Source organism: Clostridium sp. DJ247, from assembly GCF_014231265.1.
The window spans coordinates 36,479-54,960 of the sequence record NZ_JABAIW010000011.1; the positions used below are offsets into that span (position 1 = coordinate 36,479).

The following is an 18,482-nucleotide window of genomic DNA, read 5'->3' on the forward strand; positions in this document are numbered from 1 at the left end:
CGAAAAATTGAATAAAATGATGTAAATAGTTTAAATGTTAGATTGAAACATATCACATGTTATCTATAAAATATAACAATTAATCAAGCTCATATATCCCCTGAATATGGCAGGGAGTCTCTACCGGAAGCCGCAAATTTCCGACTATGGGTGAAGTTAGTTTACGTCTGTCGTACTAATTTCACATCATGGTGAGTTTAGTACGGTTTTTTTGTTCATAATTTACATTACCTATAAATGAATTACGATAATTAACATATAAAAAAGGAGTGGTCTCAGTGGCAAAAATATTAAAACAAGCTTATACTTTCGATGATGTACTTTTAGTTCCTAATAAATCAGAAGTTTTACCTAAAGAAGTATCTCTAGCTACAAATCTAACAAAATCAATAAAATTAAATATTCCTTTCATGAGTGCAGGAATGGATACAGTAACTGAATCAAAGATGGCCATAGCTATGGCAAGAGAAGGCGGAATAGGAATAATACACAAAAACATGACTATAGAACAACAAGCTACAGAAGTAGATAGAGTAAAGAGACAAGAAAACGGAGTAATAACTAATCCATTCTATCTTTCTCCAGACAACACTATAAATGATGCTTTAGAGGTTATGAGTAGATACAGAATATCAGGTGTACCTATAACTGTAGATAGAAAATTAGTTGGAATTATAACAAATAGAGATATAGTTTTTGAAACTAACTATGATAGAAAAGTTTCAGAAGTAATGACTACTGAGAATTTAATAACAGCACCAGAGGGAACAACTTTAGAGCAAGCTAAGGAATTGCTTAAAAATCACAAGATAGAAAAACTTCCTTTAGTAGATGACGAATATAATCTAATAGGACTTATAACAATTAAGGATATTGAAAAAGTAAAGACATTCCCAAATAGTGCAAAAGACAGCCAAGGTAGACTTTTATGTGGAGCAGCTGTTGGTGTTACAAAGGATATGCTTCAACGTGTAGCTGCTTTAGTAGAAGTGGGAGTAGATGTCATAACATTAGATACAGCTCACGGTCATTCAAAGGGCGTTATAGATGCAGTGAAAACTATTAAAGAAAGCTATCCAGATTTACAAATTATTGCAGGAAATGTTGCTACAGCTGAAGCTACTAGAGATTTAATACTTGCAGGTGCTGACTGTGTAAAAGTTGGTATTGGACCAGGTTCTATATGTACAACAAGAGTTGTAGCTGGTGTTGGAGTACCTCAGCTTACAGCAGTAATGGATTGTGTTGAGGAAGCGGAAAAGTACGGAGTTCCAATTATTGCTGATGGAGGTATAAAATATTCAGGAGATGTAGTAAAGGCTTTAGCAGCAGGTGCTAAGGTTACTATGATGGGTTCTATGTTTGCTGGTTGTGAAGAATCACCAGGAGAAACAGAAATATATCAAGGAAGAAGCTACAAGGTATACAGAGGAATGGGATCATTGGCAGCTATGGCTTGTGGAAGTAAGGACAGATATTTCCAAGAAGACAGCAAGAAGCTAGTTCCAGAAGGTGTAGAAGGAAGATTACCGTACAAAGGCTATGTAGCAGATACACTATACCAACTTATGGGCGGATTAAAATCAGGTATGGGATATCTAGGGGCAAAAAGCTTGACTGATTTATATGAAAATGCTACATTTGTAGTTCAGACTGCTTCAGGACTTAGAGAAAGTCACCCACATGATATATCAATAACAAAAGAAGCACCAAATTATAGCGTTAACCAGTAATATATTTTTAATTAATATTTGGAGGTATTCATGGAAAGAGAATTAGTCCTTGTTGTAGATTTTGGAGGCCAATACAATCAAACAATAGCTAGAAGAGTTAGAGAAAATAATGTTTATTGTGAAATAGTTCCATTCACATATCCTGTAAGCAAAATAAAAGAAAAGAATCCAAAGGGAATAATTTTTACAGGAGGACCTAACAGTGTTTATGGAGAAGGTGCTCCTAGAATTGAAAAAGAAATTTTTGAATTAGGTGTTCCAGTACTTGGAATATGTTACGGACAACAATTAATATCCTTTACTTTAGGTGGTAAGGTACAAAGTGCTGAAGTTAAAGAGTATGGAAAAACTGATGTAAAATTAAGTAATACTTGTGCATTATTTGAGGATATAGAAGAAGCTGAAAGCTGCTGGATGAGTCATACAGACTTTGTTTCACATGCACCAGAAGGCTTTGAAGTAGTAGCACAGACATCACAATGCCCAGTGGCAGCCATGATGGATACTACTAGACATATATATGGAGTACAATTCCACCCAGAAGTAGAACATACACCTTTTGGTAAGAAGATGTTTTCAAACTTCCTTTTCAAAGTTTGTAAGTTAAAGGGAGACTGGTCTATGGCTTCTTTTGCGGAAGAGCAAATAAAAGCTATAAGAGACAGAGTAGGGGACAAAAAAGTACTATGTGCTTTATCTGGTGGAGTAGACTCTTCAGTAGCAGCAGTAATTGTTCATAAAGCTGTTGGTAAGCAGTTAACTTGTGTATTTGTAGATCATGGTTTACTTAGAAAAGATGAGGGAGACCAGGTTGAAAGAATATTTAAAGATCAGTTTGATATGAACTTAATAAGAGTAAATGCTAAGGATAGATTCTTAGGAAAACTTGCAGGAGTTGAAGACCCTGAAAGAAAGAGAAAAATCATAGGTGAAGAGTTTATAAGAGTATTCGAAGAAGAAGCTAATAAACTTGGGGAAATAAGCTTCCTAGTACAGGGAACTATATATCCTGATATAGTTGAAAGTGGAACTGGTACTTCAGCTACAATAAAAAGTCATCACAATGTTGGTGGGCTTCCAGAAGATATGAAATTTGAACTTATAGAACCTCTAAGAGAGCTATTTAAAGATGAAGTTAGAGCAGTTGGAGAAGAGCTTGGAATTCCTCACAAATTAGTTTGGAGACAGCCATTCCCAGGTCCAGGTCTAGCTATAAGAGTATTAGGTGAAGTTACAGAAGAAAAGCTTGAAATAACTAGAGAAGCAGATGCTATATTTAGAGAAGAAGTGGCAAATGCAGGGCTTGATGAAAAAATATGGCAGTATTTTGCATGTTTACCTAATATACGTTCAGTTGGAGTTATGGGAGATGAAAGAACTTATTGTCATACTATAGCTTTAAGAGCAGTAACTTCATCAGATGCTATGACTTCTGATTGGGCTAGGCTTCCTTATGAACTTTTAGATAAGGTTTCAAGAAGAATAGTAAATGAAGTTAACGGTGTAAATAGAATAGTTTATGACGTAACAAGTAAACCACCAGCAACTATTGAGTGGGAATAGAATAAAGTGTTGAAAATCAACGGTTTGAAACATTAATGGTATGATTTAATTATAAAAAAGTATTTATGATTTGCTTTTAAATGAAAGTAAGTTATAGATACTTTTTTTTGTTTATTTTAAGCCATTTGGAGGTGTTTTAAACGTGAAGAGGGGAGAAGTTAAAGGTACTCAGCTTTTCAAACAAAAACAGGAGAATAAAAAGACTTATAAAGAGTTATTAGAAGAATTTATATTATCTTTAAAAGTAAAAGGTAGAAGTGAATATACCCTAAGAAGCTATAAATATCACAGCAAATATTTCGCTCAATTTTTAGGAGAAGACACATTATGTAATACCATCAATTTAAAAACCCTAGAAGATTACATTTTATATATACAAGATGTAAAGAAGATAACAAATGGAGTAACGATTAACAGTTATCTAAGAAATATTGGTGCCGTTGTCCATTTTGGTATAAGAAAGAGATATATACTAGAAGACTTTGAAATACCAGTTGTAAAATATCAGGAAACTTTTAAGGAAATATATACTAAAGAAGAATTACATGATCTATTAGAAAAACCTAAAAAACAAGATTTTAATACTATAAGAACATGGACTATAATATGGACATTTGCAAGTACAGGAGTAAGAGCTAGAGAGCTAAGAGAATTAAAAGTAAAAGGTGTAGATTTACTAAATAGAACTATTACTGTAAATGCCACCAAAAATAAAAAAGCAAGATATCTACCAATTTCAAATTCTCTTGCAGAAGTATTAACAGAATACTTAGAAGTTAGGGGTGGAGAAAGTGATGATTATTTATTTCCAACAGTATATGGTGACCAATTAGCACAAAGTACATTACAAAAATCTATAAAAATATATTGTAATACATTAGGAATCCAGAAATGTTCATTACATCTATTCAGACACACCTTTATAACCAATGCTGTAAATCAGAATGTAAGTCCATTAATTTTAAAACGGATAACAGGTCATAGCACTCTAAAAGAGTTGAATAGGTACTATAATGCTAAAACAACTGATATGGTTAACGTAATTGATGATATAGCACCGCAAATGAGTAAGAAAGAAAGTGTGTTTAAGAAGTCCAGGAGGAAATAACTATGCTAAAACAAGCAGTACATGAGCAAATCAAAGAAATGGCAGATGATAAAGTGCCAGTTATATATGAAAATTATGAAATAAATGAAAGGCTTAAAATTGAAACATATATAATTATTATTAAAAGTTTAAGTTATGGTTTTAGGATTTATCAAGGTATGCTTCATTCTACAGGAAGAATTAGCACCAAATATATGAGTGTAGATGAAGATATGCTAAAAGCTATGCAAAACTTAAATATAAAAAAATAAAGCCATCTATTGGCGTAGATGGCTACCATTTAAACCTTATAAAATCCTGCGAAAAATTAAATAAAGTTTAACTAAAACCTTGATACTATTATATCAAAAAAAAATTAGTATTTCAAGGGTCTAGTTTCCTATTCCTAAAAATAGGTAAGCTATAAGGCACTGGAGTAGCTATAAACAATCCAGTAGGTGTTGTGAGCCAACGCATAAAGTTTTCACTCGGTCTTGTTGAATTTCTGTTGTTATAGACAAGCCCGTCAGTCGAGTGTATCTGATCGACTAATAAATTAGATAGGTCGGAAAACTGGTACATAATAAGTACAGGATTTTATATAATTGTGGATAACTTGTTAGTAAAGTTGTGCATAAGTATGTTAGGGCAGTTTTTAACGTATCAAAATATAGAATACAATAACAGTGCTAAAAGAAACTTAAACCGAAAAACAAAGCATATTATTGTGCTTTTTTCTTTTTCCCCTGTTTTCTAGGGGAAACTACGTCCAATTGCTTAACCTCCTCCAAAGCATACACACCTAAAACCATAAATCAAGTTTAAATTCAAAAAATATTATTGTTTTAATAGTAATTTCTTAGAGAGTTAACTAAGGGAGAAGAGAAGTTAGTATTAAGATAATAGAGCGACCCCCTTAAAGATAACGGCGTCGGAAATAGCGACACCTTTAAAGAGGACGGTATGTAAATTCCCTAGAGGAAATAACATCGGTATCTTCTTTGTGTCAAATTTAACACTCAGATTCATAGAGGAATGTAGGACTAACCAAAATTGGAGAGTTGTTATCATTTTAAGTGATATCAAAAAGGGGGGGTATACACTAATATAGCCCCTATGGTCAATGGAACAGAGGGTAACAGTTTAAATTGGCAAACGTTTGCTAAATCTAATAGTGATATTATGATATAATTTATTTAAGTTAGAAATGTATGGCAAATTTAATGTTAAGGTAGGGGGATTGGTACATAATGTTAAAGCGTAATAAGATATTAATTATAATAGGTATTTTGGTATTGATAGGATCATATGTGTTAGAATGGTTATTTCCGATAATAAAAAGTCATAGAACAATAGAATATATAGTGATACTAGTAGCATCTACGATAATATGTTTTCATTTTAAAGAATAATCCTATGAAAATGGCTAGATGTATTTTAGAATTAGAAAGAATTTATGGAATAAGACAAGGTAGTGCAAATGAAAAAGGTATTAATCAATACTGTGGTGACCAAAATAATTTGGGTGACCAGAAAACACAAACTGATTTGGCAAAGTAAAAATTTTAGAGTCAGATAATCTTACTCTAAATAATAAAACTCAAGAAGAATTAGCTAAACAATTAGCTACCAAAATATATCGGTCACTAAAGAATTTACTTTTTCTGAAAGAATAGCTATAGCAGAAAAATATAGACCTATATATAAAAGAAAAGCAGAAGAAAATTTAAAACAAAGTGGTGAACAATTTGGAAAGGGTTTGCCGAAATCAGCAAAGGCTATCGAATCAATTAATACAAGAGATGCATTAGCTAAAATTGCGGGCGTTGGTCATGATACATATAATAAGGGAATAAGTAAAATATTTGAGTTTCAACCTAAACCTGAAGATACAGTTAACAAGTATCTTGATGTAATAGAAGAAAAAACAAGGTTTAAGCACTGGTTCTTTGGTCACTTTCATGAAGATATTGAATTAGATAGCGAACATACCTTATTATATGAAAAAATAATTAAGATACAATAATAACATAATAAAAGTTAAAAATGCAGACTAAATCTACCAAATTAATTATATAGTAGATAGGTCTGCATTTTTTGCTGTAGTTTTAAAGACTAAAATACTTTATTTTATAGTATAAGATTAAAAATATGGACATGGATATATAAAACAATAGTGGATAATATATCATTATGTTCCTCTAACTCACTAATGATGCATTAATATTCAACCATTATAATATAAATAACTAGCTAGTAAATATTATGTATTTTGAAAGGTAAATTATGAGAGATAATATTAAAATAAAAGAATTAGTTGATTATGTTTATAATGGTGAGGTTGTTTTGCCAGATTTTCAGAGAAGTTTTATCTGGGAACCAGAAGATTTAAGAGAGCTTTTAGTTTCTGTTCTAGGTGATTATTTTATTGGATCTATGTTAGTTTTAGATGATATTTATAAAGAAGATTCCCCTTTTGCTCTAAGATTAATAGAGGGAGTCACCAGTATAAAACCAGATGCTCAAATAAGATCGGTAGTAAGTGTTATACTAGATGGACAGCAAAGAACAACAGCTTTATTTTATGCATTATATGAACCGCAAATATCATTAAAGGGTAGAAAAAGTGTATATAGATTTTATATAGATTTAGAAAAAGCATTACAGGGTGATTGGGACAAGGCTGTAATAGCAGCATACTTAAATGATAAAAGAAAAATCAATGCAATTAAATCCAACAAGTATATTATACCTTTTAGCAGTATTAGAGATTTAAAAGAAATTACTAAGCAATTTAAAGATAATGAAGAATTTGAAGGAATATATGATTTAATAAAAAGAGTCTTAGATAAAGAAATAAATATAATTAAATTACCACGTAATACAGAGTTAGAAAAGATAGTAGAAACTTTTGAAAGAATTAACAGAACTGGTGAACCATTATCTATATTTGACTTAACTGTAGCAAGGTTATTTAAATATGGAATAAAATTACGTGATCTTTTAAGTAAAGCAAAAGATGAATATGAATCCATAAGAATTATAAAGCCAGATATGATTTTAAAAACCATATCATTAATAAGAAATGGAGAGTCTAAAAGAAAAAATATTTTATCTTTATCTAATGAGGATTTTGTAAAAGACTGGGAGTTTGCTATAGTTTCTTTAGATAAGGCATATAAAAGAATTGTTGATATTAAAAGTGGATATGGTGTTTATAATATTAATAAATGGATTCCTTATAGTACAATGATAGTTCCTTTAGCTGCAATGTTACACTTTATAAGGATTAGTAATATTGAAAATCTTAATAATTATGCAAAAATAGACAAGTGGTATTGGTCTTCAGTATTTAGTAGTAGATACGATCAAGGTGTAGATTCTACTTCAGCTTCTGATTATAAAATAATTAAGGATTGGATATTAGATAACTCAAAGACTCCTGATTTTATTAAGAATTTTAACGTTAGTGAAGATAAATTAGATGTTGATAGTAAAACCTCTGCTATTTATAAAGGAATCATAAACCTAATTGTTTTAGAAGGTGCTTTGGATTTTAAGACCGGAAATCCAATCCAGTTTGATGATGAAAGTATACAAGATGATCATATATTTCCTAAATCAAAATATAAAATGAACTTAATATCTAATAGAACTTTAATAACTTCTAATGCAAGCAAGGGAGATAAAAGTACTTCAATATACTTTGAAGAAAGAATACGTGAACAGGGAAAAGAAGCAGTTATAAAAATATTAAAGTCGCACCTTATAAATGAAGAAGCGTTAAATTACTTATTAAATGATGATATTAAAAATTTTATGTTGTGTAGAAAAAAGGTTATTTTAGATAAAATTAATAACTTTGTAAGTATAAAATAAAAAGGTAGAAGGAACTATTCCTCTGCCTTTTCTTCATTATCAACATAATCTATTATATCATTAAATTTTATATTCTTATCTAACTGCTTAAAGGCTTTATAGATTGCTTCTAGGTCTTCTGTATTCATTCTTTTAATAGTTTCTTTATAATACATACTAATTGTTGATTGGCGAATCAAGGTTTGTTGTGAAAGCCACATCTGAGTCTTTTTATATTTACCAAGTAGATCACTTACATATATTCTTAACATTTATTTGCACCTCTTAATATATTTTGCATAATTGCTTTATGGGTTATATTATACTACATAGGTTTTAAGGTGTCAATAATTCTGCATAAAAAAACTTTAAAGTGATAAATTTAACCCTTGACGTTAAACTGTAGGAGTTATATAATATATTTATAGATTGAAAAAACTATAAAATAAAAAAGCACCCAACTAGAAAGTTAGGCACTTCGTAACTCGCAATTACATTGTACCATTTTCTAGTTTTGGAAGCAACATTTAAATTGATGGGAGGAATTTTATTAATGGAAAATATAAGAAACATAACTAGTGAAATGACAATGGAGGAAGCAGGACAGATAATGTTAGCTGAAAGAAATGAGTTTTTAGACAGAATGGACAAGGCGTTACAAAGCTTTATAGGAAAATCTATAATGGTAGAAATTAATGGTGTTATATTCACATCTAATTATTATGAGAACTTTGGATATAACTACTTTACTAATAGTAGAAATGAACCTATGTTAACATTTAAGAATGCTGCTGATGATGAATTTGAGATAACTGTTAGCGTTGACGACATAACTATAGCAATAGTAGCAGATAACATAGATGACTATACAGAAGAACTTGCAGAAGGAGAGAATGAATATTATGCGGATGATGTTGAAATATATCTTTGTGATTCTGCATTATCTGAACTAACTATTAGACTAGAGCTTCAATGGGCGTAAAAGTTATTTTTATGAAGATATTTAGGAAATGGAGGAATAAAAATGAAAAATTGTGTTGACATAAATGGAATAATGTGTTTTAATGTTAAATGTCAGGAAAATTTATATATAATAGTTAATAATATATATAATAAATTGAATAGTAGATCCTCACTGTTGGTGGGGTTAATAAATAAACGTAAGACTGATATACATATAATAATAGTCTAAAATTGAATACAATAATTAAAAGCAAATGGATAAGTCAAAAGGGTAGTGTTCCTGTTGATGTTTTATAAATTCGTTTGTTTGTGGAATTATTGTATTATGATTATGATTATTATTATACTTATCAGTCTTATTGTTTTACAAAAATTAAATAAAAATGAAGAGGAAGGGAAGAAGGAATATGAAGAAGAGGGTAAGAAAGAATACAAATATGAGAGCAGATGAGTGGATATTAAAGAATTCAATTAAACAGAATAAGGATACTGTAGTAAAAGTTTTACATGACAATGGTTTTAAAGTGGACAAAGATTATAGGATAACTCAAAATTGTTTTAATGAATGTGATATCTTTTTAAGATATATGGCAAAAAGTTATAAGATAGAAGTTAACTCAGATAATAGGAGTTATAATTTGCTACAGGAAAAACTTAGTGCTAATCCAACTCGTAAGAATAAATATCGTGTTTTAAGAAGCTTTACTGGAGATAACATTATAGCAGATATATTAAAGTTCATCAAAGATAGTACAAGCTACAAAATAGCTAGTTAAGTTGATATAAGAAATGTATGGAAAGTTTTTCTTAAAATTGGTTGACTAGAACATCCAATAGTGATATTATAAATATGGATGACAAAGACAACCAATGGAGTGTGGAAAAATGATCGGATTGGAGTATGTATTACATTTATATAAAGTACAACATAGTGATTTGGCTGAAGAATTAGGGATTGCAAAACAAAATATAAATAGATGGATTAAAGGAACTAGAAAGATTCCTGAAAAATATTTACCTGTTCTATCAGAGAGGTTTAATATTCCAGCAGAAATGCTTCAAAAAGAATTACAAGAAAAAGATCAAGTTATTATACAATCAGATAAAGTGATTAATGAAGTTGAAACATTAGAGTTTACTGAAGAAAATATAGAAGAACAAGAGGAGAAATTGAAAACTGCGGCACAGGTGATTGTACGATCATTAGCCTTACTCGAAAAAAATAAAATTAATGAAATATTTGATAAAGCTTATAAGAATAGGGATAATGGTTTGATAACTCTATACAGTTATTTTGGTAAAGAGGTTTCTAATTCAAATGTTGATAGAAAAGTAATATACTCAATGCTAAAAAGTATACATGATAATTATAGTCCTAATGAAGAGCGAAGGGATATTACTTCAGATTGCGATATGGAACTTGTCAACAAGTTAAATGAATTACTAAAAGAATATAAAAGTAAGAAAGAGGAGGATTAATATTATGAAAAAATATGAGTTGAAATTAAACTTAAATTTTCTCGACATTAATGAATATTCAAAAGGTGAAAAGATTGATATTGAAGAAGTAGTAAAATATCAAGGTGAAGCATATGAATCTTTTGAAAAATTCTGTAAAGAAAATAGTATTACTATAATTGATGGTTGCTTATTTGAAGGGGATACTTCTTTAGATAGTGGTTATGATGAATGGTTTAATACAACAATAGAAACTACTTTATCTGAAGAAGAATTAAAAGAAAAATTAGAACAGTTAAGAAGAACTATATCTTATTGTAATTATATTAGAATAGAAGAAGATTGATACTTCTAACTATTTCAAAAAACCACAATAGACAGAGATATCTATAGAAAAACAAACACTTTTTCCTATAACTCTGTTATTTAACAAAAAATACTAAAATATAACCTAATATCCAATTTGTAAATCAACAGTTAAAATGTTAAGATTTAGAGTACAGGACTAATTTTGCGGATTAGTTCTTACTCTATAAAATATCATAACCATTTTGCTAGTTTTTAATCACATAGTTTTAAATAGTTTCTAACAAATCGTTCTTTGAAAATTGAACATTTCACAACACTACGAACATGCGTTCAAATTCCTGTGGCTAATAAATAATTAATCCACATATTTTCACAAACTTAGTATACATCAAACTTAGAGCCTAGTCAAGAACAAAAAGTTCATTAATTTTTATGATTTTACTGATATATAGGAGGATATTATGGGAAAAAAATTAAATGAAAACCAAATTGAAGAACTTACTGCTGAGATACTAGAATTAAAAGAATCTACTGCAATAAATATAATGGAAATTGGTAAGAGATTAATACAGATTAAATATTCATTACCACATGGAAAATTTATAAAATACTTAGAAGAAAAAGTTGATTATACTTCAAGAACGGCACAAAAATTTATAAAAGTTTATGAAGAGTTTGGAAATACGAAGTCGCCTTCGCTTTTAAGTACAGAAAAATTATATTTGTTAACTGGTTTAAAAAAAGAACAAAGAGAAGAGTTTTTACAAAATAATGATGTAGAACATATGTCTACTAGAGAATTACAACAGGTTATTAAAGATACTAAGAAAGCTAATAAGAAGGCTTTAGATCCACAGAAAACTGATAGTAATGTAGTTATAAATACAGAATTTAAGGATGTTACAGAGTCTATAAATGTAAATAAAAATGGTGTCGGAGAGAAAGACACGATAGAACAGAACCTTAAATTTGAGGGGCAGGTCAATAATGGCACACCTGTAAATAATGAAGAGGTCACAGAGAGTGACTCAGTTGATGAATGGGCTAAAACTATAAGTATGGTAAATGAAATTAAATTAAAGACAGGTGGATTCTACAATGATATAAATAGTAATTTACAACTAAGTGATTATGAAAGTTTACTTGTTACTAGATATTTGAATGGCGAAGTTACTCAAGAACAGTATAAAAGTATTATAGATGAAGAGAAGCTTAATATTCCTTATATGCAAAATGAAGAATCTTATAAAAAGTTTCTTGATGACTTAAGTGTAAGTAATAGTTACAGGCATTATGTAGATAACTATGATTCTAAAAATAAAATTGATAACAGTTATTACTATTGTAACATATTAGAAATAGAAGATTTATCCTATGAAAATGTAATTGAATTTGCTTGGGAAAAGAATCTAAAGGATAGACAAAAATATATTAATGAAAATAAGTATGTATTTACATTAAACAATATTACTATTGCTATGGGATACATTGAGTCTACTGAATACATTTGTATTTATAAAGATAGAGAATTATTTGCACATTATGATACAGATTATGACTACTTAGATAAGATAACAGAGTTATTTAAGTTCTATAAAATTAATAAAAAATATCTTAAATTAGTTGAAAAGTTTATGGAACAGAAGGAAATTGATAGGCAGCAACAACTAAAAGATGATTATAACAAAGCAGTTAAAGTAGCTAAGATTAAGCTAATTAAAAATGATGAAACCTATTTACTAAGTGAATATGGTACACAAAGGGATTGTGTAAGAGTATTTAGAAATTATGAAGAAATTGCTTTTTATGCTTTTGAAGTTGGAATGAATTTATATAATACAGACTTCTATAATACTGTAAGTATAGCTAATTACTACAATGAACTAATAAAAGATGCTGATAAAAAACACATAGTATTAGTTTATTTAAAAGACTTCCATAAATTATTAAGAGCAGAAGCCAAGAAAATATATGATAAATATAAAAAGGATTATGAAGAATATGACCCTTTTAGAGATTACAAGAAAAAGCAAGATGATGATTTTTGGGAACAATTTGCGAGTAATTTCAATAAAAAGCAAGATGCTTCTTTAGATATGTTCACAGAAGAAGAACTACAATTCCTAAAGGATATGCTTCAAGATGAAGATTTATGGAAAAAGGTTTATCGAAAGACAGCAATCAAAAACCATCCAGATAGAGCAGTTATTAAAGGACAAGAAGCAGTAAAAGAAGCTGAAAATTTAATGAAGCTATTAAATTCAATCAATGAAAAAATTGTTGGTTAGTACATATAGGGATGGTCAAAGTTTTGACTGTCCTTTAAATTTGAGGAGGAGGTGATTGTTTTGAGTGAATATGTAGTAACCAGTAAAAGGTTAAGAAACTTTTTATATTCTTTAGGGTTTAATTATAGAGAAGTGCCTGACAGAACCAATAGACAAGAATGTGTGTGGTTATTTGAAAAGAATAGTACCCTATTAAATGATATAGAATACTTTACCATACATAAGCAAAAAGTAATGGAAATTAATGGATAAAATAAGCTAAAAAATTGATGTACCTATTTTTACGTACATCAACCCAAGCTAATAGCTATTTTCATGTACGTATTTTTAGGTACATCAGTGAGGTGCTATAATAATAGACTAATTAAGAGAAAAGAATAGAATAAAATATTTCCTATTTAACTAAACGTTAAATAAGAATTTTCGATTCTTAGATTGATTTTCATAAACTTAAAAAAATATATTATGCGAAGGAGATATATATTATGATGGATTTTATAAAACTACCAAATAGATTATTTTATACTACTAAAAATGATGAGAAAGATTCTATTACTTATTTGAGTATTAAAGATACTATTAAAGATACTGATAAGGTACAGAAAAATGAAAATAAAATTAATGAAAAAGTATTATGTATTTTTGAGTTTTTATATAACAATGTTGATAGACGAGATAAGATTAAATTTACCTTAGAACATATAATTGTTCAATGTGGTTATACAGTAGACCAAAGAGCTAATAGGTCAGTACAACAATTCAGAAGAATATTAAATAAATTATTAGAACTTAAAGTTATTAGTATTGTACCTGATATTGGTAAATGTAAAAAAGAAAAGGTAATTAATAATTTTGATGATTTAAAACCAAAAGATTTTGTGGTTTGTAAATTAGAATTAGATATGTCTAAAATGTATTTTCAACTAAAAGATTCTGATAGAGAAGTAATAATGAACTATGATAAAGAAGAAATTAATAAAACAAAATTACTTATACATTACTGTTATATATGTGCTAGGGTTTATAAACGTTCTAAAGAAGATGGAGATCAAATTGCTCATGGAGGTCGTGCTGAAGTTTGGGCAATTACCTATAAAATGTTTAGAGATGATTTAGGAGAAACAGATGAAACTATTAAAAAATATAATGACATACTCCAGGAATTAGGACTTGTATACATAAATAATTTAGGAACATGGTATTGGAATGATGACCCTACAAAGTTTGTACATGAAAGTGTTAACATATATTCACTATGGCAAGGTTCAGAGGAAGCAACTAAAGATAACCTTAAAGCAGGTGCAAAACAATATAAAGCATTAGATAATAATAAAAATAAAGTATTTACTGGTAGTAGAATTTATAAAAACAATAATAGAGCATTAAATGGTAAAAAAGGTTCTATAATGAAGAAAGTTAAAAATGGAACTGCTACCGAAGAAGAATTAATTGAGTTAGAAAAAATTAATACCACATTAGATAAGGGTAAAAATGATACCAAATTTAGTATCATGAGCATACTAGATGAAAATAAAGATTATTATACTTTATCAGAAATCTATGATGAGAAATTTGGGAATCAAGAAATATCAGAGAAATATTATAGCCTAGAAAAAGATTTAGGGTTACTTGATGAAGAAGATAACTTAACTGTTAGCAAAGAATATTATAGATGGGTTATGGCTAATTATGAAGAAAGTAATCATCAATACTACATTAATTGTGTCCAAGTAGAAATTAGAAAAAATATTACAGATACTAAAGGTTTTGAGTTATCTAAAAATGGTAAGAAAATTGACAAGGATATCATAGCATCAATATCAGGTGGAAAAGTTAAACGTCCAGTATTTTAATAATTTAACGGTTTCCTTTGAAGGAAGTCAAGCTGTCGCCAGATGTGGCGAAAGTGAAAATTTAATATATGTTAACCAGGGATGTGGTAAGCAGATCCTATTTTGTCGTTGTTTTAAAAATTAATTTAATGTGTGAAGGAGATTAATTATTATGATGAATATGAATACATGTATAATTCAAATAGAAGGAAAAGACATATTAAATTTTGGTAAGAAAGGATTAGTTATAAAAGATAATAAGAAGAAATATAAAGCAACAGCAGATTATTCTTTAGAATGTATTCAACTCAATAAGGTTGTTAAAGCAGTATATAAAGATAATCCTGAAAAACAAAATTTATTTTATATTTTAAATGATAAACAATATACTGATACATTTATCAGCGTGACATTTGAATATTCTATCAAGGAGTTTGCTGAAAAGTATATTAAAAAGGACAAAGAAAATAAATATTACGTTAAATATGAAAATATTGATGATGTTAAGTTAGAAAAAATTGAATTTGATGCTGAAGGAAAATATTATATTGATAAGGAATTAGTTGCTTTTAAAGTTTCAAAAGATACAAATGATGATAAACTATGTGGAACTACTGTTAAAACTGCTAAAGAAGTAAGAGAAGATTTATATGAGAATGGATTTATTTGCAATAAGAATAGGTATGTACGTTTTAAAAGATCTAGTGGCTCTAGTAGAGTGGGAAAATGTCTTTTTATTTTAGAAGATTTATATAAGGACATGATGGAATGGTCATTAATGGGATTAACATTTAATGAAAATGAAAAAATTGATTTGGCTGCATTAGAAGCATACATAGCACTTACAACTAGTTCGATTATAGATACTATTAAGATTAGTCCTAAAAATATATTACTTATTGATGATGCTAAAAGTGTATTTACAGATACTGCAATGGTTACTAAAATAGTAAAGATAAATGAAAAAGATAGACTTGTTACTGAAAAAGATGATGAAGTAGAAGTTGAAAATAAAATTTGGGATGGGCAAAGTCTTTTAGATGAAAGTGTTTTTCAACAATGGAGACATAGAAAATCAGATGGAAATAAATTCGTTCTTATAAAACCCAATATTAAATGTAATACTAAAATTAATAAAGAAAAATTAATGAAAAAATATAATTATAACTATTCAGACAAGGGATTTTTACTTCTTCGTAATAGGATGACAAAAACGGCATGTTTCCAAACTCGCATACAACAATTCTTTAGAGATAACAACATAACTTCATTAGACCAACTAAATGGGATCACAGGAGCAGAAAAAATAGAAGATATATTAATGATAACAACAAAATCGTCAATTAAGTATATGAAATTTAATAATAGCTTTACCGATTATATTAATGAATCAGAAGATACCTGGGGCATAGTAAAATATGAAAAGCCTACACATCATTTTAATGGAGCAATGGTTTCTACTCACTATCAACTTTTAAATACTTTACAGATGGATAAAGAAACAATAACTCATTTTCTACAACCTTCATTCGATTATTTAAAATTACTTAAAACAGATATTAATGTATTCAGACATCATCTAAAGATTAGTTTAGGTGATACTGTAGAAGAAAGAGAGTTAAATAATACTAATGACTTAATGTTCTCTATGTTAGAAATTAATAATAATATAGAAAAAACTAATATATTTCAAAATTTCAGAGATGATGTAATAGATAGTTATATAAAGAATATGAGAAAAGGTCATATTTTGATAAATGGAACATATGCCATCTTATTCGGGAACAGCCTTGAGATGTTAAAGGCTACTATAGGAGATAAAGAACATCCTATGTACTGGAATGGAGAAAGTAGTGTTTTAATTGGTAATGAAATACATAATGCTAATTTTAAATATAATAAAGAATTGTTAGGATGTAGGTCGCCACATGTAACAATGGGCAACATAATAAAATTTAAAAATGTCGAGTGTAAGGTATTAGATAAATATTTTCATTTAACACCACAAATAGTGTGTGTAAATAGTATAAAAGAAAATCTATTGGAAAGAGCCTCATCTGCTGACTTCGATAGTGATCAACTTATTCTCACAGACGACCAGTATTTACTAGAAGCAATGAATAAGAATTATGATAATTTTTTAGTTCCTACATCAAAAGTTAACCCTAAAACAGTAAAAAGATTTAATACAGCAAAAGAAAAAGCAGATCTTGATTTTAATACTAGTGTTAACCTTATAGGAGATATTATCAATTGTAGTCAGCAATTAAATTCACGATTATGGCATATGGTCAATGAGGAGAAAAAAACTATTGATAGTCCAGAGGTGAAAGATTTATATTCTATAATATGTCAGCTTGATGTAATGTCGTGCATTGAGATTGATAAGGCTAAAAAAGAATTTCCAATTGATAATCAACTAGAACTAAAAGAAATAAGTAAAAAATATTTAGACTATGAATTAGTACATAAGGATAGTTGTAAATTAGCACCTAAAAAAATAATAAAAATATATGATGAATTTATTGAATTTCAAATCAATAAATATACCAGTAAAGATTGTAAAATGTTGGACATAAACTATAAAAAATATAGGGAAGAATATAAACAACAATTACTGGATTATAGGGAAAAATTAAAAGATTATAAATTAATAAAAGTTAGACCAATGTTTTTCAAATATATTGCTAAGAAAGAATATAAAGATCAGAAATATTATTACAGAAATTACAATACAACAATGGATATACTAGAAGATGTTATTACAGAAAAAACAAAGGAAATACGTGCTAAAAGAAATAGTAAAAAAGATTTAAAGCAAATCATACAAATTATGGATGATATAAAATATGCTTCAGCAGATAGGAAACAGGTTCCGGTAATTATTAAAGATGTTGAAGAATACAATAATTTTAGTAAAGCTATATGGAGTAAGGATAATTTAGAATCTGAAGAAAAATATATTAAATGTAAACAAAGACAAAATGAAATAGCAAAAGAGTATGAGAATAAAATAACTTTAGAAACTATGTATAAGATAATACATAAGTTATGTCACACTGATGAATATGACCATATAGCACGTAAATTAATAACAATTTTATTTAAAACTAATAGTAATGTATTCTTACAAATGTTTAACGAGAAGAAGGAAAAACTAACTATATTAAAAAGAATTTATAGAGAGCCTAAAGAAAATGAAGAAATAGTTAAAATTTATAATATGAATTACTTAATTGTAAAAAATTAAAAAAATCGCACACATTATAGCCTGAAACGGCTTGGTTGTGCGATTTATAATAATCATATAGGATAGAAAGAAAAGTTTAGACTTACTTTCTGCATGGGTGTAGTAGATACTAGTTAGAGCTACACTAGAAAGGATATACAG

The 18,482-nt window shown here is 28.4% G+C and carries 17 protein-coding genes and 1 riboswitch; of the genes, 16 read left to right on the top strand and 1 reads right to left on the bottom strand.

From position 1 onward, the window contains the following. Nucleotides 1-69 precede the first annotated feature (69 nt). Nucleotides 70-167, top strand: a riboswitch (purine riboswitch). Nucleotides 168-278: 111 nt separating this feature from the next. The 7 genes from guaB to HGI79_RS06460 all read left to right on the top strand — a co-directional run bounded on the left by guaB (nucleotide 279) and on the right by HGI79_RS06460 (nucleotide 8,262). Continuing rightward, nucleotides 279-1,733 carry an IMP dehydrogenase gene (guaB, locus tag HGI79_RS06430; protein WP_185649843.1) on the top strand — a complete coding sequence of 485 codons (1,455 nt, stop codon included), beginning with the start codon at nucleotides 279-281 and terminating at the stop codon, nucleotides 1,731-1,733. A gap of 30 nt (nucleotides 1,734-1,763) precedes the next feature. Further along, the gene (guaA, locus tag HGI79_RS06435) at nucleotides 1,764-3,296 is read left to right on the top strand and encodes a glutamine-hydrolyzing GMP synthase (RefSeq protein ID WP_185649844.1); all 1,533 of its coding nucleotides are present in this window, start codon (nucleotides 1,764-1,766) and stop codon (nucleotides 3,294-3,296) included. 142 nt (nucleotides 3,297-3,438) lie between these two features. Further along, nucleotides 3,439-4,404, top strand: coding sequence for a site-specific integrase (locus tag HGI79_RS06440; protein WP_185649845.1), 966 nt, complete (start codon nucleotides 3,439-3,441; stop codon nucleotides 4,402-4,404). A gap of 2 nt (nucleotides 4,405-4,406) precedes the next feature. Beyond that, on the top strand, nucleotides 4,407-4,655 hold the full coding sequence (locus tag HGI79_RS06445; protein ID WP_185649846.1) for a hypothetical protein: 249 nt from the start codon (nucleotides 4,407-4,409) through the stop codon (nucleotides 4,653-4,655). A 1,150-nt stretch (nucleotides 4,656-5,805) separates the two neighbouring features. Beyond that, nucleotides 5,806-5,943 carry a hypothetical protein gene (locus HGI79_RS06450; protein ID WP_185649847.1) on the top strand — a complete coding sequence of 46 codons (138 nt, stop codon included), beginning with the start codon at nucleotides 5,806-5,808 and terminating at the stop codon, nucleotides 5,941-5,943. 199 nt (nucleotides 5,944-6,142) lie between these two features. Next, complete coding sequence (locus HGI79_RS06455; RefSeq protein WP_185649848.1) at nucleotides 6,143-6,409, top strand: hypothetical protein; 267 nt, start codon at nucleotides 6,143-6,145, stop codon at nucleotides 6,407-6,409. A 260-nt stretch (nucleotides 6,410-6,669) separates the two neighbouring features. After that, the gene (locus HGI79_RS06460; RefSeq protein ID WP_185649849.1) at nucleotides 6,670-8,262 is read left to right on the top strand and encodes a DUF262 domain-containing protein; all 1,593 of its coding nucleotides are present in this window, start codon (nucleotides 6,670-6,672) and stop codon (nucleotides 8,260-8,262) included. A 14-nt stretch (nucleotides 8,263-8,276) separates the two neighbouring features. Here HGI79_RS06460 and HGI79_RS06465 read toward each other — a convergent pair whose 3' ends face one another. Continuing rightward, on the bottom strand, nucleotides 8,277-8,513 hold the full coding sequence (locus HGI79_RS06465; protein WP_185649850.1) for a helix-turn-helix transcriptional regulator: 237 nt from the start codon (nucleotides 8,511-8,513) through the stop codon (nucleotides 8,277-8,279). Nucleotides 8,514-8,794: 281 nt separating this feature from the next. Between HGI79_RS06465 and HGI79_RS06470 the strand changes: the two genes are divergently transcribed. The 9 genes from HGI79_RS06470 (at nucleotide 8,795) to HGI79_RS06510 (ending at nucleotide 18,341) form a co-directional block, all read left to right on the top strand. Beyond that, nucleotides 8,795-9,223: a hypothetical protein gene (locus HGI79_RS06470; RefSeq protein ID WP_185649851.1), complete on the top strand. Its 429-nt coding sequence runs from the start codon at nucleotides 8,795-8,797 to the stop codon at nucleotides 9,221-9,223. A 42-nt stretch (nucleotides 9,224-9,265) separates the two neighbouring features. Beyond that, a complete protein-coding gene (locus HGI79_RS06475; protein ID WP_185649852.1) occupies nucleotides 9,266-9,433 on the top strand; it encodes a hypothetical protein in 168 nt (55 codons plus the stop codon). Nucleotides 9,434-9,611: 178 nt separating this feature from the next. Continuing rightward, a complete protein-coding gene (locus HGI79_RS06480; RefSeq protein WP_185649853.1) occupies nucleotides 9,612-9,980 on the top strand; it encodes a hypothetical protein in 369 nt (122 codons plus the stop codon). 109 nt (nucleotides 9,981-10,089) lie between these two features. Further along, the gene (locus HGI79_RS06485) at nucleotides 10,090-10,683 is read left to right on the top strand and encodes a helix-turn-helix domain-containing protein (RefSeq protein ID WP_185649854.1); all 594 of its coding nucleotides are present in this window, start codon (nucleotides 10,090-10,092) and stop codon (nucleotides 10,681-10,683) included. Between the two features lie 4 nt (nucleotides 10,684-10,687). Next, entirely contained in the window at nucleotides 10,688-11,008 is a 321-nt protein-coding gene (locus tag HGI79_RS06490; RefSeq protein WP_185649855.1) for a hypothetical protein, read from the top strand. A 424-nt stretch (nucleotides 11,009-11,432) separates the two neighbouring features. Then, on the top strand, nucleotides 11,433-13,259 hold the full coding sequence (locus tag HGI79_RS06495; RefSeq protein ID WP_185649856.1) for a DUF3102 domain-containing protein: 1,827 nt from the start codon (nucleotides 11,433-11,435) through the stop codon (nucleotides 13,257-13,259). A gap of 60 nt (nucleotides 13,260-13,319) precedes the next feature. After that, nucleotides 13,320-13,511 (top strand): hypothetical protein, encoded by a 192-nt coding sequence (locus HGI79_RS06500; protein WP_185649857.1) that lies wholly within the window; start codon nucleotides 13,320-13,322, stop codon nucleotides 13,509-13,511. A 233-nt stretch (nucleotides 13,512-13,744) separates the two neighbouring features. Continuing rightward, nucleotides 13,745-15,112, top strand: a complete 1,368-nt coding sequence (locus tag HGI79_RS06505) for a hypothetical protein (protein WP_185649858.1) — start codon at nucleotides 13,745-13,747, stop codon at nucleotides 15,110-15,112. A gap of 151 nt (nucleotides 15,113-15,263) precedes the next feature. Next, nucleotides 15,264-18,341 carry a hypothetical protein gene (locus HGI79_RS06510; RefSeq protein WP_185649859.1) on the top strand — a complete coding sequence of 1,026 codons (3,078 nt, stop codon included), beginning with the start codon at nucleotides 15,264-15,266 and terminating at the stop codon, nucleotides 18,339-18,341. The last annotated feature ends 141 nt before the right edge of the window (nucleotides 18,342-18,482 follow it).

Coding starts and splice junctions, on each gene's coding strand:
- HGI79_RS06510 (WP_185649859.1), top strand. CDS start 15,264: ATGATGAATATGAATACATGTATAATTCAAATAGAAGGAAAAGACATA.
- HGI79_RS06460 (WP_185649849.1), top strand. CDS start 6,670: ATGAGAGATAATATTAAAATAAAAGAATTAGTTGATTATGTTTATAAT.
- guaA (WP_185649844.1), top strand. CDS start 1,764: ATGGAAAGAGAATTAGTCCTTGTTGTAGATTTTGGAGGCCAATACAAT.
- HGI79_RS06470 (WP_185649851.1), top strand. CDS start 8,795: ATGGAAAATATAAGAAACATAACTAGTGAAATGACAATGGAGGAAGCA.
- HGI79_RS06480 (WP_185649853.1), top strand. CDS start 9,612: ATGAAGAAGAGGGTAAGAAAGAATACAAATATGAGAGCAGATGAGTGG.
- HGI79_RS06445 (WP_185649846.1), top strand. CDS start 4,407: ATGCTAAAACAAGCAGTACATGAGCAAATCAAAGAAATGGCAGATGAT.
- HGI79_RS06505 (WP_185649858.1), top strand. CDS start 13,745: ATGATGGATTTTATAAAACTACCAAATAGATTATTTTATACTACTAAA.
- HGI79_RS06485 (WP_185649854.1), top strand. CDS start 10,090: ATGATCGGATTGGAGTATGTATTACATTTATATAAAGTACAACATAGT.
- HGI79_RS06490 (WP_185649855.1), top strand. CDS start 10,688: ATGAAAAAATATGAGTTGAAATTAAACTTAAATTTTCTCGACATTAAT.
- HGI79_RS06450 (WP_185649847.1), top strand. CDS start 5,806: ATGGCTAGATGTATTTTAGAATTAGAAAGAATTTATGGAATAAGACAA.
- HGI79_RS06475 (WP_185649852.1), top strand. CDS start 9,266: ATGAAAAATTGTGTTGACATAAATGGAATAATGTGTTTTAATGTTAAA.
- HGI79_RS06495 (WP_185649856.1), top strand. CDS start 11,433: ATGGGAAAAAAATTAAATGAAAACCAAATTGAAGAACTTACTGCTGAG.
- HGI79_RS06465 (WP_185649850.1), bottom strand. CDS start 8,513: ATGTTAAGAATATATGTAAGTGATCTACTTGGTAAATATAAAAAGACT.